This window comes from Qipengyuania sp. HL-TH1 (assembly GCF_036365825.1).
Classification (GTDB): domain Bacteria; phylum Pseudomonadota; class Alphaproteobacteria; order Sphingomonadales; family Sphingomonadaceae; genus Qipengyuania; species Qipengyuania profunda.
In genome coordinates this window covers 2217332-2231314 of record NZ_CP142675.1, presented here as the reverse complement: position 1 = coordinate 2231314, position 13983 = coordinate 2217332, and the positions used below count along the sequence as shown (strand labels likewise).

General features: G+C 58.3%; 13 protein-coding genes. 11 read left to right on the top strand and 2 right to left on the bottom strand.

Annotated elements, in window-relative coordinates:
- Nucleotides 1–16: 16 nt before the first annotated feature.
- Complete coding sequence (locus VWN43_RS11540) at nt 17–1090, bottom strand: hypothetical protein (RefSeq protein WP_320181617.1); 1074 nt, start codon at nt 1088–1090, stop codon at nt 17–19.
- Between the two features lie 352 nt (nt 1091–1442).
- Here VWN43_RS11540 and VWN43_RS11535 point away from each other — a divergent pair, with 352 nt between their 5' ends.
- From VWN43_RS11535 to VWN43_RS11520, 4 genes are all read left to right on the top strand, one after another.
- The gene (locus VWN43_RS11535) at nt 1443–2816 is read left to right on the top strand and encodes a hypothetical protein (RefSeq protein WP_320181618.1); all 1374 of its coding nucleotides are present in this window, start codon (nt 1443–1445) and stop codon (nt 2814–2816) included.
- Nucleotides 2817–3334: 518 nt separating this feature from the next.
- Nucleotides 3335–3691, top strand: a complete 357-nt coding sequence (locus tag VWN43_RS11530; protein WP_320181619.1) for a thermonuclease family protein — start codon at nt 3335–3337, stop codon at nt 3689–3691.
- A gap of 582 nt (nt 3692–4273) precedes the next feature.
- Nucleotides 4274–4798, top strand: a complete 525-nt coding sequence (locus VWN43_RS11525; RefSeq protein ID WP_320181620.1) for a hypothetical protein — start codon at nt 4274–4276, stop codon at nt 4796–4798.
- A gap of 2 nt (nt 4799–4800) precedes the next feature.
- A complete protein-coding gene (locus VWN43_RS11520; protein WP_320181621.1) occupies nt 4801–5418 on the top strand; it encodes a hypothetical protein in 618 nt (205 codons plus the stop codon).
- Between the two features lie 1110 nt (nt 5419–6528).
- Here VWN43_RS11520 and VWN43_RS11515 read toward each other — a convergent pair.
- Nucleotides 6529–6663: a hypothetical protein gene (locus VWN43_RS11515; RefSeq protein WP_320181622.1), complete on the bottom strand. Its 135-nt coding sequence runs from the start codon at nt 6661–6663 to the stop codon at nt 6529–6531.
- A 162-nt stretch (nt 6664–6825) separates the two neighbouring features.
- On the opposite strand from VWN43_RS11515, the gene VWN43_RS11510 reads away from it, so the two are divergent.
- The 7 genes from VWN43_RS11510 to VWN43_RS11480 all read left to right on the top strand — a co-directional run bounded on the left by VWN43_RS11510 (nt 6826) and on the right by VWN43_RS11480 (nt 13931).
- Nucleotides 6826–6951: a hypothetical protein gene (locus VWN43_RS11510; RefSeq protein WP_330767352.1), complete on the top strand. Its 126-nt coding sequence runs from the start codon at nt 6826–6828 to the stop codon at nt 6949–6951.
- Between the two features lie 503 nt (nt 6952–7454).
- A complete protein-coding gene (locus VWN43_RS11505; RefSeq protein WP_320181624.1) occupies nt 7455–8411 on the top strand; it encodes a DUF6895 family protein in 957 nt (318 codons plus the stop codon).
- 110 nt (nt 8412–8521) lie between these two features.
- Nucleotides 8522–9259, top strand: a complete 738-nt coding sequence (locus VWN43_RS11500; RefSeq protein ID WP_330767350.1) for a hypothetical protein — start codon at nt 8522–8524, stop codon at nt 9257–9259.
- Nucleotides 9256–10101: a hypothetical protein gene (locus VWN43_RS11495; RefSeq protein ID WP_320181626.1), complete on the top strand. Its 846-nt coding sequence runs from the start codon at nt 9256–9258 to the stop codon at nt 10099–10101. Before VWN43_RS11500 ends, VWN43_RS11495 begins: the two co-directional genes overlap by 4 nt.
- Nucleotides 10098–11774, top strand: coding sequence for an ABC transporter ATP-binding protein (locus VWN43_RS11490; protein WP_320181627.1), 1677 nt, complete (start codon nt 10098–10100; stop codon nt 11772–11774). The genes VWN43_RS11495 and VWN43_RS11490 overlap by 4 nt, the downstream gene beginning before the upstream one ends.
- Nucleotides 11771–12436, top strand: a complete 666-nt coding sequence (locus VWN43_RS11485; protein WP_320181628.1) for an ABC transporter ATP-binding protein — start codon at nt 11771–11773, stop codon at nt 12434–12436. The genes VWN43_RS11490 and VWN43_RS11485 overlap by 4 nt, the downstream gene beginning before the upstream one ends.
- On the top strand, nt 12402–13931 hold the full coding sequence (locus VWN43_RS11480; protein WP_320181629.1) for a hypothetical protein: 1530 nt from the start codon (nt 12402–12404) through the stop codon (nt 13929–13931). Before VWN43_RS11485 ends, VWN43_RS11480 begins: the two co-directional genes overlap by 35 nt.
- The last annotated feature ends 52 nt before the right edge of the window (nt 13932–13983 follow it).

Genomic DNA, 13983 nt, shown 5'->3' with positions numbered 1-13983 from the left:
TGAGGTAGAGATGGCTTCAATCGATACCGTAAATCAGGTTTGCCATTTCCCTGACTTCGTTTGTCGCCGCTGCCTCAATTTCAGCCAGATACGTAAGCAGATCATCTCGGTTCGATAGCGAGAAGATGCGCGCCTTGAAGTTGAGCTCGGCAGCTGGTCGACCTTGCGTCAAAATCGTTGCGCACTCTTTATCGACGAACATCGCATCCACGTAGGGGGCATAGGCCGAGATCGCATTCACGTCGTTCATAAAGCTCGCTGTCGCTGGACGCTTGCGGCCCGCTGCAACTTGACCCGCAAGTCCCGCGAACAAATAGGCCAGGATGCGCCCCGTCGGCATTTCGGAATTCCGTTCCCAAGCCCAAAATTGGTTTATCCGCTCGACCAGATTCTCCTCCTTTGCCCCTGCTTTGAGGAAAAGATGCCGCAGCAGAGAAAACTCCTGTACTATCGGGCTCATGCTAAGGTTGATGGTCGACATAATATCGCCTTCTTGCGCAGCACGTTCGGACCTCTGGAAGAAGTCTAGCAACGCTGACTGTCGGCTTTGGAGATACGCCTTTGACTCAATTTCCAAGACCTCATCGAAGCCATAACCTTTGGCGCGCCAGTGCTCCATTAGCCCTTCGATGCTCTTGTCAACATCGTCCCGTCCTTCGCGTATGCCGTCTGCAAATCGGCTATAGTCGGCATTCACCGTGATGCGCATATCATCGAGCCATTCGTTGCGTTGCCCGTTCAGGACTCGGTCAACCGCGAAGTCGAGGTTCGGCCCGCGCTCCTCGATGAAAGCTGACGCGAATTCGCCAATATCTTGTAACTGGATGGATGTAGTGTCGAGCAGGGCTAAGTCGCCGCCAATGCCTTCGTATGCTTCCCGCAACTCAGTCGGCCAAGGGGAGACAATGGTCTCGTTGCTGTGAATGTTGGAGTGCGGCAAGATCGCTTGTTGGAGCAGCACGACCCGACGAACCAACTGATGTAGTTCCTGCCAAAAGTCGGTCAGTTCGTCTTGGCGGCGAGTGCCAGCTTCGATTTTGAAAAGTTCGCTGAACGCGAACTGGTCGAAGTAGAGAACCTTCTTATCCACCTCCGGAAGTTGATCGTCGATGCGGTAGCGACATTTGGAGCAACGATGAGTAATCGTTCGCTTGCCCGCGCTAAAAAACCGAAGGTATCTTCGCCGCACTTAGCGCATTTGGTAAATGGGCCGCGTTCCCACGTGAAGTTTTTGGGTGGTGTCGACATTTGAGGAACTTAGCTGGTCTGGTCTAAGAATAAAGGTCGAGCATACCGTGCCACTAGAGCTACGACAGCTCACGCCTCGCCATGCATCCCTTCGCCCCGTCGAGGGCAGTATGTATGCGAAGTTTTTAAAGCGTTGAGTCAATGCGGTGGGGCCAAATGTTCACCGACCATGCAAGGAGATCCACATCGAGGCCATGTCCACAAAGAAACAGTTGATAAGCACAATCTTGAGAGAACTGCGTAAGGCGCAGACTGAGAAGTGGACGCCGCCCAAGCCTGGTCCGATCAAAGAACTGCGATTTCCGCCAACACTGGCCTTGGGTAACGGCGAACATCTCAAAGCGACAGAAGCTCTCCGAGTCGCCGTTTTCGATTATGCAAGGCTATGGTGGAGCAATGATCCGGCGATAAAACCCCGCTTCAAGATCGATGAATTCGCGAAATTGGTCGAATACGCTTTTGCGAATGTGCTTGCCAAAACGGACTCTGACCGACCCGACGAAGGCCTCGTGGACGAAGTCGAAGAAAAGATTCGCGAGCGGCTCAACGAGGATGTGCTTCGCCACAGGCAGCCAATCGAGTTGACCGTGGGGTGCCATCTCTTCGAGGGCGAGAGCGCCTATCCCTTGCGGGTCGGCCCTGTAGTATTTGAGACACGAGAACAATGGCGCCAACGACTTGTCGCGAGAAACAAGCTCTCGTGCACTAGCGCGCGCAGACTTGAAGCCATCTGGTCGGGCAAGCCAATGCGGGCACGCAAAGGCTCGGCTGATTCCCAAACCGAAAATGCAATCCTCAAGGCAATCGGAGAATGCCCCGTCGCCTGCACGATCGAGACCGATGCCCTCTCATCCAAGAACATCGAAGAAAAAGGTCTGCTAGCCGCACGGCTCGCCATGTCGGCTGTGTCGTTGATGTGGGAACGCCCTTCCCAAGGCGTGCAGTGGATGAAACTTCTTTACGATCGGAAGCTGCCCAACCGCCACACAGTAAGCTTCGGCAAAGGGAAATACCCTGGCAGTTCGTCCGCAAAGTCCGAACTGCCTGTTGGGCGCTGGACGGATAGCGAACTTGTCTCGAACCTGACCGAAAACCAATGGCTGCTGGATCAGGTTGGGGAAGCGTTACTCAACTATGTCCAGCCCGGACGCCCGGTTGATCGTCCCAAGGTCATGAATGCAATCTTCATGGGCCTGCTGTGGTTTCATGAAGCAACTCGCGAGCCTCTTGATCAAATCGCGACCACAAAATTCGCAGCCAGCATGGACGCGCTCGTGGGGGGCAAGGGCGAATATGCAATCGTGAAACTGCTTGGCGCTCGGCTAGGCTACAAGCCGGACGGTCCGCTCTTCAAGGACGGCCGCACCACAAAGAGTGTAATCAGCAAGATTTATGGCGATGGTCGAAGCCGCCTCATACATGGTTCTAGCCAAGATTTTGCCGATGACTGGACGCATATCCGCTCAAGCGCTGAAGTGACAGCGCGTCTCTGCCTCATATCTTCTTGCGACTGGCTTTATCGGAACAGGAATTCCGACAATCTTGAAGCACTACAGTCGGAAAGTTGATTAGTCCTTGAAAGGAGGACAAAGCCCGTGCCACCTCGAAACGGCAGCTTTTTGGGACTTTGCAATGTCTATCGAACGACCGATATTGGGGCGCAAAGCTGCCACTTATGAAAAGCTTTCTCATTGGCCGAACGCTGGTCCCAGTCTCGTATCGCGGCTCCCACACCGAGAGCACCGCAAGCGACCTTCAAGCGTAGACATTTGCTTTGACCAACCGCGCTGCTGACAGAGCAACACGATGCTGAGTGGATTGAGCACAGCGATCCTGCGGCAGTGGCGGCAGTCGACCCTCAGCGCGTAGCCGTGGCGCGAATAATCGGCGATCGTATCGAGACGCTTCGAACTCATGGTTTACGTCGAACCGACCATACGAGAGCAGCACAGGCGGTAATGACGCACGCTATAGCGGCGAGCATCGGCGGGCTTAGAACGATCATGGAACTCTCCGACTCAACGAGCACCATGTTCCATATTTGTTCTGAGTAGGAAAATGCCATTTTCCGGGTTAGGTTGCTCGCATGCTTCTTATTGCTGCTGCGCTCGCCGTCTGTGCTCCCGGTCCTCGCGACCACTGCGTCCACGATGGCGACACAGTTTGGCTTGAAGGCGAGAAGATCAGGATCGCCGATATCGATACGCCTGAGCTAAACGGCGCTTGCGAATACGAGAGGGCGCTGGCCCTGCGGGCTAGGAACAGGCTCATTCAGCTCCTAAATGCCGGCGCCTTTGAGATCGCCCGTACCGGCCAGGATCGCTACGGTCGTACGCTCGCTACCCTACATCGTTCAGGCCGCTCTATTGGTGCTCAATTAGTCGCAGAGGGTCTGGCTCGAACCTGGTCCGGCCGACGCGAGCCGTGGTGTCCCGGTGGCTAAGCGTAGCCGCAAAGGCTTCGGAACTACGCTGGAGTTCTTTGTGCTCCTGAGCCTTCACCTCGCTGCAATAGGCGTAGGGCTGGCTTGGTGGTTCACCTAGAGGCTTCTGCGCAGTTCGAACTTCCTGCTTGCACCGCGCCGTCGAGCGGGCTTCCTAATTAGACGCGGGCACAAGAATTCGTAAGCGCTCGCAGGGCTGTCGGCGTGGTGTTCGACATCGGGACACTGTGCAGAACACCTAGGTGGTGAAGCGTGATCACCGTGCTTACCTCATAGAGGAACGGCAGATCATCCAGTGTGAAATGCGACCCCGCGCTGTGAGGCTAGCCTCTTCGGTGATCTGTCGTTTCCCCCCCCCCCCCAGAACTGCGCATACGCGAGGCTCAGCGCCAGCAAGCGGTGCCTTAAGTCAGCGCCAGTAGTCTGTGCCACGAAAGAGAAGTGTAATTGATCCGGGCGCGCCGAGAGCCGGCGCGTCGAACTAACCAATGGAGGAAGTGATCGGCTGTAAGGCCGAGAAAATGGTGAAAATAGGAGAAGCCGCCCTCGGCCAGAACGGCTTCTTTCCAAGGAAGATAGAATATGAATCTGGTCACACTCAAACGCCCGGTGATGGGCGAACCCCTGCTCCCGCAAACAGCCCACAGAACGCGTAGTCGCCTAGGAGCACTCGTCGAAGCCTGCGGGATGTCGCTGCGAGGAGGCGAGCCTCTCGACGAGCAACTCAATCAGGGAGTGGTTACTTCTCCGTCAGCGAACTTGGCGCTTGCTGCAACCTCGTGCGATCGTCCGCTGCTTTACCCCGAATGCGAGCTCATGGCGCAGATCACGGGTATGGATCTTGTCCTGCTTCGCTACGATGCCCTGCACGGCGCCTCGTTCGATGTGTTGTTGAATGAGGCTGGCGAGTGGCTGCACCAATATGTCGCTTGGCGGCTCGACCTCAGCGGTCTGTGGCTTATCCCGTGCGCTGGCTCAGGCCCCTATTTTCGCCTGAGTTCCGATGGGCTCGAACCATGCGAACTGCCCCCGTTCCAGACAGGCTACCAGCGTTACGCCGGCATAATGCGAGCGGCCGAGAAACCCTCCTTCGAAGGGGGATACTGAGCATGGCTACTTCACCAGCAAAGAAACGCAGCGCAGCCAAGAAGTCACCTGCTCCGGGGAAGCTCAACTCGTTCCTGCATGACGTGCGCGAAGAGCATCCGGACTTCGCATTCACGCGGTACTGGTACCAGGAGACGAGAGACCGCGAAGGCGTCTCCAGTTGGATCGATCGCAAGGTGCGCTTGGGCGATGATCCGAAGTTTGGCCAAGCCACGAAAGTGGAAGTCCTGCTGCCTCCAACAGCGCCTGCTGATTACGTCGACCTCGCTTTCCTGACCCGACGGTTCGATGAAGCCCTGCCGACCTTCGAGAAGCATGCCATGATCCAGACCAAAATCTACCTCGATCCGAACGAGGCATGGCACCACGCCTATGAAAGGGTTCGCGCATTTTCGCGGTCGCACTTCGCTCACCGGTTCCCTGTGATCTTGATCGGCCATGTGCCGAGCTGCGCGGGGCTACACGGCAATGGGAGCCATGTGCATGTCGTTGTGCTTCCGCGAGGGCTTACACTCAATGGTCTCACCGAGGTCGATGCGCGGCTCTGCTCCGACAAGGGCTACGCCAGTGCGCTCAATGCATGGCGTGACCACAAGGCTGCATGGGGTAACGCAGCATGAGGACTTTACGCACAATTAAGGCGTCTCATGCAGCTGCAAGCCGTCTGGCTGGACGAGGAGCCAACGCAATCCAGCAAATGCAGGCTACCGTCGATCTGGTCAGGCAGATGTTGGCTTCGCGAGAGAGCGAACCTGTTCAAACTGACGCGGTGTGGCCTAATTTGGAAGAACCTGATGGCTCTGCGGCGGAAACGCTGCAGCCGCCGTGAAAGCCTAGAGTGTTCCTCGGAACAGTTAGTGAGTTGGTTCAAGGCCAGGGGCACACCCTTCATTTCGCGGCGGGCTTGTCCCGCCGCGAGAGCGACTTCCGCAGTCAGCTTCACCGTGCTGGCAAGGGGGGGCATATTCAGAGCGGGCTCAGTACGTTTCCGTTCGCCCATCTGATGATGCCAGACCCAGTTCGCAGTCTGCTCGAGCGATCGGAAAGCGGCACCGATACTCTGGCCTCGCTGCATTTTACCTGTCGCTTACACGGAAGCTTATGATCGGTCATAACGCGGGACGAAGAAACGTGCATTCAAGGAATTTATCTCGCATCTAGTACCGCTGTGCTAAGTCTGTTTCTCGGTCATTAGATCTTGCCAGCCGGTGACCCTAAAGCGGACATCCCTTTCGATCAACCTGAATAGCAGGGTCTGGGACTGACCGGTCATTTCCTTGCGCCGGGCTCAACGGCCGTTCTTTCGCCAAAACCCTACAATGAACTTTCGCCGGCACTGCCTCGCAACCTGGCGGCAACTGGGCCGAGCGCGGACTGGCAGGTTTCGAAGAACGATTCAGGATAGCTACTATTCGCACGCCCTTGACGCGAGGTGAGCTTCCGCTGACATGCCTCCGATCCCAAAGTTAAAAGCGCGCGAGAAATCCCGCAGAAGTCTTGAGCCACATCGTCGTCGTCGGCACATTGCACCCTTCTACTGCGCGAACGGTCTGCCGTCGTTCGCGACGGCGAAGGAAGCGTCAGACCGTAGTGAAGGTGGGGATAGCGTGATCGATTGGGAGGGTATGCCGAAGAGACGGTGATGGACGCCCGAAAGAATTGCTAAGGCAAACGAAGCGGGTGACACCGCCCGACGGACGTACGAAGCAACTCTGTCTCGACTCCGTGGCCTAATCACCGAACACGATGCGATAGAGGTGCTTGCCCGCGTCGCCTTTGCGATATTCTTCAGGATTGCCGGCCTGCAGAAGAAGCCTGAAAAGAAGGGCATTGAGGTCTGCGCCATCAGCTTGAACCGGACGCATCGATTGGGGTGCGGATGTCCATATGTATATTGGGTTATTCGGGCTTTTATACGCTTATTATATCTTGTTTGAAACGTTTTCATTGACCCGAATCGTTTTCTCGCGTTTGTTCTGTTTGTCATCGTTATCTGGCGATGGCGATGTAAACAGGGAGTAGTAGTGATGTTCAATTTTCTTGCGAATTCCGAGCAAGTGCAGGCTGACGCCGCGAACCTCGGCGTGAATCTGGCCACCCCCAGCGTGCGCGCTGTCGCCTGGGATTGGTACGCAGTGGTGGTCAAGGACTAAAGCGGTCGCGTCGACCCAATATGCGGGCTTTTCGTTGACTTTTCCAAAGCCCGATTGGGATCGGCGCGCCGTACTGTGCCTTTTTTGAATTGGAGGTGCTACGATGTTCAACCTTTTTGACGATACGACTGTAGAAAAGGTTTCGCGCTCATCGGGCTTTTTGAATGCTGTCACTCCAAATGCGATGATAGTGTACGATAGCCATACATGGGTATTGATAATGCCCTACTGATAGCGACATAGCAAAAAGGAATTTCTCTTATGTTCAATTTCCTCAATGATGGCGCGCTCACGGTAGAGATGGACAACATGTCCAACGCGTTGAACAGCAGTGAGCCCAGGTCGACTGTCGTCTATAGTTCGACCTTCTATGTCTTCGTCATAATTCACTGACGCACACATGGTCCTGGCCGTGGGGTGCTCCCGCGGCCAGTCCATCCGGAACTGTTTGCGCTTTTCTTGCCCTAAGGGGCGAAACCAAGACTGAGTGGGGGAGGGGAACCATGCGGTTGCTGGAGCGATACTCGACGGCTAGGCAGGCCGAGACGGCATCAGATCAACAGGGCAGATACGCGGCCGCGCTTGCATGGTTGGCGCTTCATCGTCGTCGTTTCAGCATGGCGGCGCAACACGAGGAACTGAAAGGCAAGCAGGTCGACCTGCCATGGCGCATAAAGCCTTTGGGTGAACTGGTGTTGCTGGTGCGTGTGCTCGAACGATATGGCATCGACCATCACGATCTGTCGCTGTTGTCAAAGGCGGCCATAGAATATTCACTGGAATTCGACTGGCATCTTCTGGGTGCATTCGATGCCTCTGCCGCTTCCCCGCTCGCTATGTTGCTCGAACTGTTCGAGGCGCACGGGATCGAGGGGACACTGGAGCGGGACTATGTCGAACAGCTTTGGCAATGCGAATATTTTGAGGGAATGGACCGAATCCCCTATCGTTCCATGGATGTCATGTACGCGTTGGGGGTGGTCGGCTTCGAAACGCCTGTAGACCAATTTCTCCATCAATTCACTCTGACATCGTTTGGCAAGTCGCAGCAGATCCCGCGGTTTTCCTTCGACGACATGTATTCGCTGACGCATGCGATATTCTATCTAACCGATTTCGGCTTCACCAATATTGACAACGTGCTGTCGGGCGAAGAAATTGCTCGGTTGCGAAGGACGCTGTTGTGCCTGGTGACGGTTCTGCTTCGTGCGGACAATCGAGACATTCTTGGCGAGGTTTTGCTGTGCTGGGGTTTTTGTGGCTTCGTGGCGACCAGCTATGAAATCCCGCTACTTCGTCGCGGTATGCGAAGGATAACCGCGATGTGCTGCCCCAGCGGCGCGGTCGCCCCGACGCAGGAGGCGTTCGACGACGAGGCCAGGGAACCGGGCCAATTCCGCAAATTGTACCACACCACTCTCGTGATGACGATGCTGTTCGCCTTTTGGGAGGAGATCTGATGGGCGATCGTGCCACCTTGGCCGCCAATACCAGGCGCGCCTTTGATGCTTGTCTCGATGGCATGGGAAATGCCGTAACCGGAAAGGATAGCCTGCTCGATACCGGGGCCTTGGCCGAATTCATCATCTGTTTCGAGGGCGAACCGCAGCTCGTCACCTACGTAACCGCGATCCGGAACCGGTCGCTGGACTGGCTGCGGTCGGGATTGCTGGAAAACATCCTCGTCAATTCGTCGGAATACGAATACGCAATCTCCCTGCTGCATTCGCTCGCCACAAGAGCCGATGGCTACGAGCAGCAGGACAGTGCGACGATTTCCCGCCTGATCGCCAGCGGCATCATCGGACGCACCGAGCTGCCCCTGACCTGGAATGCCGCGGTCAGGGCGCATTTCGCTTCGACAGGCGTGGAGGTCGTCTCCGGTAGACCGACGGCGCGCGAAATCGCGAACAATCTCGATAAGCGAACCCTCAGGCGCAAGACCGACAGCTACGATCTCAATGCCCTGATAACCGTCGCCCAACTCGCGCGGCTGGGATTGATGTCCGCCGCCGAAATGCCACGACGCTTCGCCCACATCCTGCTGCTCCACGCCGTTCACAAGGGTTATCTAAACTGGTTGCCAGTCGCGGCGCTGCTCGGCCTCGAATATTATGGCGTTCCGACCGCGACCATCCGGCATGCCCGGCAGCGCATCCGCGAACTGGTCGGCGACGATGTAGCGCTTTTGCCCGGCCCGCCGGATGCCCAGAAGATCGACGATCGCGCGCGCATCTCGGGTCAAGGTGTGATGATCCGCAGCACGCTGGCTCATCTATGTCTTCTTGAGAAGGAAGTAGCGGCGTGAACATCAAACCAAACGAATTGCTGACTCTCGCCCAAGCAACGCGGACCGCGAATGCGCTGGAAGCGATGTTCGATCCTGAAGCCGATCTGCAGGGGGCAATGCTCGCCGCGCTCGCAATGGCTTGCTTGCATAATATTCAGTCCGGCGCGATCGCTGCCGACACACTCGCCGATCAGGCGAGCCGAATTCGAGATGCCGTGCTTGGTGCCGCAAATCCCAACGCCATCGGGATGGACCCGCTGATCCTCGCCGGCCTGATCGAGCAGCTGCATATGGCGAGCATTCCGGCGCAGGTCCTAGGCGACATGGTCGACAACCTGCGCACCGAACTCTCCCGCCAACCCGCCGAGTTCCGGCAGACCGGGCGGATCAGGATGCTCGAGGCCATGCTCGAACGCGCGGACTGCGCCGTCAAGCCCGCAGGGCCGCCAGCCTCCTATGGTAATCACGGCGTTTCGGCCGATTGCTTGCTTGATGCCAATGACGAGCAATTGCTTGATATCGTCGATCACGGTTTTGCCGGCGGCATACGGTTCGAACCGGAGGCTGGCGTGGTGCTTGGCGCCCTGATGCTGGCACTGCTGCGCGATTACCGCATCGACATCGCGGGTAGAATGCTGCGCGCGATGCTGGTCCACGATCACGATGCGCAGAGCGCGCTGGAAGGTCTGCACTTCATTGTGGTGCAGCGCGGATCGGACGGGCTTTATGGCTATTCCGATCCCTTTTCCGACCGATATCCCGACGCTGCGACCCGCAATCGCGAATTACGCCTGCCGGTCACTTTGAACGCGCTGTGGATGTTCGCAACCGCGCTCGCGGTCGCAGGGCGCCGGAAGTGAACGCAATCACCTCCCTGCTCCGGCTGATGCGGTTCCGGGCGGGCGGCTATGCGCTTGCCATCGCGCTACTGATTGTCAGCACCGTGCTGTTCCTGTTTATGCCGCCGCTTCTTGGAGAGTTTGTCGAGCGGGTCTCAAGCGGGTCTCCGCGATCGGCAATCGCCGTCGCAGCGATAATCGCCGCGATCATGCTGGGGCAGAACTCCATGATGGCGCTCTACGGTTACATGCTCGCGCGCATTTCGGAGAGCCTCGGCAACCTGTTGCGGCAGAATTTCTTTGACAATATCGTGGCCGACGACATCGACCGGCTGGTTGCTAAGCGATCGGGCGCGCTGGCCTCGGAATTCGCATCCGACCTTGCGATCGTCCAGACGGGGTTATCGGACACGCTGATCACGCTGCTGCGCCATTCGCTTTTCACCGTCGGCGCTCTGGGGGCGATGCTGTGGGTGAATTGGCAGTTGGGCGCGGTCACGCTTGTCAGCGTAGGGCTGGTTGCCGTCCTGATTTACGGGTTCGTGCGCTTGATCGGCAAGGCGTCGCTGGCGGTGCAATCCGCCCGTGCCGAGGCGGTTGCCCATTTTGTCGAGGCAGTCGCCAACGCACTGGTGATCAGGGCCTATGGCAGGGAGGCCTGGTTCTCGCGCAAGTTCGGCGCGAGACTGGACGAAACCTGGCGTCAGATCGTACGCCAAAGCAAGATCATCGCGCTGGTCAACCCGGTCTCCATGGTGTGCTTCTCGCTCGCGGTGCTTGCCATTCTGTGGTTCGGCGCGATCCAGATCGAACAGGGGGCGCTCGAAATCGCCGGGCTGATCGCCTTCGTCACCTACGCGGTCATCCTGGTGTCGTCGATCAGTCAGGTCGGCGTGACCTTGGGGCGCCTACGCCAGGCAGCGATCATTTATGAAAAGCACGCCGATTATCTCAATCCCTACCAGCATCGCGAGGATACGGAGGCAAGCGCACCCACCTTTGGTGTTGGTCCGATAGGACTGTCGCTTCGGCGGGTGAGCTTCGCCTATCTGGGATCGTCCACCAACGCGCTCGAAGGCATCGACTGCAACATACCCAAGGGGGAGGTGACCGGCCTTGTCGGCCCAAGTGGATCGGGCAAATCGACACTCGTAAGTCTTGTCTGCGGCATATTTCGTCCTTCCAGCGGCACGATTGTCGGCGATGGCGGCGCCTGGCCTCCCCGGTGCGAAGACGTCGCCATCGTGCCCCAGAACCCGTTTCTGTTTGCCGGATCGGTCTATGACAATGTCGCCATGGGCAGGTCCGGCATTTCGCTCGAGCGGGTACAAGAGGCCTGTCGACAGGTTCACATCGAACGGACGATCATGGACTTCGGCGGATACGATTTCGTGCTTCACGAAGGCGCGCGCAATCTCTCTCGCGGTCAGCAGCAAAGGCTCGCTCTGGCCCGGGCTCTGGCAGGAAATCCGCGGCTGCTGGTGCTGGACGAGGCCACGGCCTCTCTCGACGTGGCGAACGAACTGGCGGTGAAGCAGGCGTTGAGCGGGCTGAGAGGCCGCGTAACCGTGTTAATCGTGGCGCATCAGGGCGACCTTTTGAAGGACCTCGATCGGCTCATCAGAATCGAAGACGGACGCATCGTATACGAGGGGGCTCCCCCCGAACTCGCGATAGAAGGCGTCGCGCGATGAGCGAGGTGGAGCACGCGGCGGCCAGGTTGGAAATCAGCCAATTCACGGTTCGTCGACCGGATGGCGTGGAACTGTTCACGGTCGACGAGGCAAATTTCGGACCGGGACTTGTAGCGTTGACGGGACCCAACGGATCAGGCAAATCAACTCTTCTCAAGGCGCTGGCGGGGCTGGATTCAAAATCCGGCGGCGCGGTCAGTCTCGGCAATTGGGACCGGCTGGGCGACCGGCGGCATTACGCCGCCAACCTCGCTTTTCAGCCGCAAAACTTCAGCGCCTATCCCGAAATGTCCGGCTTCGAATTCCTGACCTACATTCTGCGTCTGCGTGGCATGCCCAAGCTGCAGGCCAGGGATAGGGCCGCCTCCGGGCTGGCGCAGGTGGGGCTTGGCGAGGCCGCAGTCGCCTTGGGTGCATACAGCCAGGGTATGCTCCAGCGTCTAGGCCTTGCCTATGTCGGACAGAGCGGTGCGCTTCTCGGTCTGCTGGATGAACCGTTTGCGGGAATCGATCCGCCCGGGCGCGCCACCTTGCTGGACTGGCTCGCAACGCTGGTCGATGATCGCATCCTGATCGTTTGCACACATCACGTGGACGAAATGCTGGCACGTGGCGCGCGGCGGTTCGATGTCGGCGATCTTGCATCGGGCTCACGGCATTAAGCGGTCTTCCTTGCAACGCATAGCGATCATCGCCGGTGCCGAAATCCTTCTGCGCAAGCGCTCGCGCAGCACGGTCTATCACCTACTGGCACTCATTGCCCTTGCCGCGGCGTTTATCCCGCGTCCGGGCGCCGGCTACGCCATTATCTCGACGGACAGCGGCTGGCTCAAACTTGTTCCTGATACCGCGATGCTCGCGATCAGCGCGGTATTGTCGATCTTCTTGCTGTTGATTTTCCCGTTGTTTCTGAATTTCGGAATTGCGCGCGACCGCGCTAGTGGCGTTACGGGCCTGCTCCGCTCGCTAGGTCTTCCCGCCGGTTCCTTCGGGCTTGGACGCGGGCTTGGGCTCTATGGCTTTGCGGCGCTGTTTGCCGCCGCCTGCTGGACGCTGCTTTATGCAACTCTGTGGCTTCGGTTTGGCAGCGTTCCTGGCGCGCGGGCCATCGCGGCATCTGCTGCCCTGCTGTCACTGCCGGTCGCGGTTTCCGTTCCGGTCGCCGTCCTTCTCGAAAGCTTTGTCGGCTCGGCCATCCTGCGGGCCGTTTTGGCGTTCGCGTGGTGGACAGGATGCATCATTGTCTCGATCGGCGGCCCGCTCGACATATCAGGATTCCGTCTGGTGCGCGCCGCGCTGCCACCCGGCGTGGGAGAGGGCAGTGTTTCGATTGGCTTGGTTTCGACCACCGGCGCAGCCGCCAGGACCTGGCAAACCATCGAGCCTGCCGCACTGACCGCCGCATCACATCAGTTCGCATTCGCGGCCATTGCCTGTCTGCTGGGGCTGAGCATCGCAGCTTTGATGGGGCCGTTCGCGCTGAAAACCGAGGGGAGAGAGCCGGCTAAACCGCGCTCTTTCGCCATTCCCGAGCCCAGGCCGCAGCAATGTGATCGGCCGATACAGCGCCAAACCGGGGTCCCGCCGCCAACCTTGGTGCACGGCGCGCTGTTGGAAGCGGAACGCTTGTTGCGACGCTCGCCCGGCGCCGGACTTGTCGCTCTGGTGGCGTGCGCAGCGGGCCTGGCCGCACCCGCTATCGGATTGATCCTCACGCATCTTGCTGCGATCCTTCTAATGCGCAAGATCAGCCTCGCCGAATCCAGGCTGGCATCCGCCTTCGAACCGAGCCTGGCCGTCTTTTGCGGATCGAACAGCGTAATTGCTCATATTGCCGCCTTGGCCGTACCGATGCTGGTTGCGGCCGGCCCGTCCCTTCTTTCCATCCCCCCGCTCCAGGCGTTGACCGCCGCCGCAGGGCTGGTGTCCTCGGCCATCTGGTTGGTTTGGACGCATCGCCATCTTGCCTCGCCGATTCTGGGTGTCGCCGTGCTTGGTGGGTTGATCTATCTGACGGGATTCAACGATGTGCCGCGCCCGTTCGCAGTGTTCGGCTTTTCCGAATCCAGTGTCGCTGCCTTGGGCGGACAATTGGTCATGCTGACATGCCTGGCTCTTCTGGTTGCCCGCGCGGTTCCAAGGTCCCCTCGCAAATGAAGGGGGGGCATCGGCGGCGATGGGTTTCTCCCCTATCGGGCGTCGCACTGTA

Bases quoted from the DNA above. Each gene is read 5' to 3' on its own strand.
- VWN43_RS11535 (WP_320181618.1), top strand. From the start codon at position 1,443: ATGTCCACAAAGAAACAGTTGATAAGCACAATCTTGAGAGAACTGCGT.
- VWN43_RS11530 (WP_320181619.1), top strand. From the start codon at position 3,335: ATGCTTCTTATTGCTGCTGCGCTCGCCGTCTGTGCTCCCGGTCCTCGC.
- VWN43_RS11525 (WP_320181620.1), top strand. From the start codon at position 4,274: ATGAATCTGGTCACACTCAAACGCCCGGTGATGGGCGAACCCCTGCTC.
- VWN43_RS11520 (WP_320181621.1), top strand. From the start codon at position 4,801: ATGGCTACTTCACCAGCAAAGAAACGCAGCGCAGCCAAGAAGTCACCT.
- VWN43_RS11515 (WP_320181622.1), bottom strand. From the start codon at position 6,663: ATGCGTCCGGTTCAAGCTGATGGCGCAGACCTCAATGCCCTTCTTTTC.
- VWN43_RS11510 (WP_330767352.1), top strand. From the start codon at position 6,826: ATGTTCAATTTTCTTGCGAATTCCGAGCAAGTGCAGGCTGACGCCGCG.
- VWN43_RS11505 (WP_320181624.1), top strand. From the start codon at position 7,455: ATGCGGTTGCTGGAGCGATACTCGACGGCTAGGCAGGCCGAGACGGCA.
- VWN43_RS11485 (WP_320181628.1), top strand. From the start codon at position 11,771: ATGAGCGAGGTGGAGCACGCGGCGGCCAGGTTGGAAATCAGCCAATTC.
- VWN43_RS11480 (WP_320181629.1), top strand. From the start codon at position 12,402: ATGTCGGCGATCTTGCATCGGGCTCACGGCATTAAGCGGTCTTCCTTG.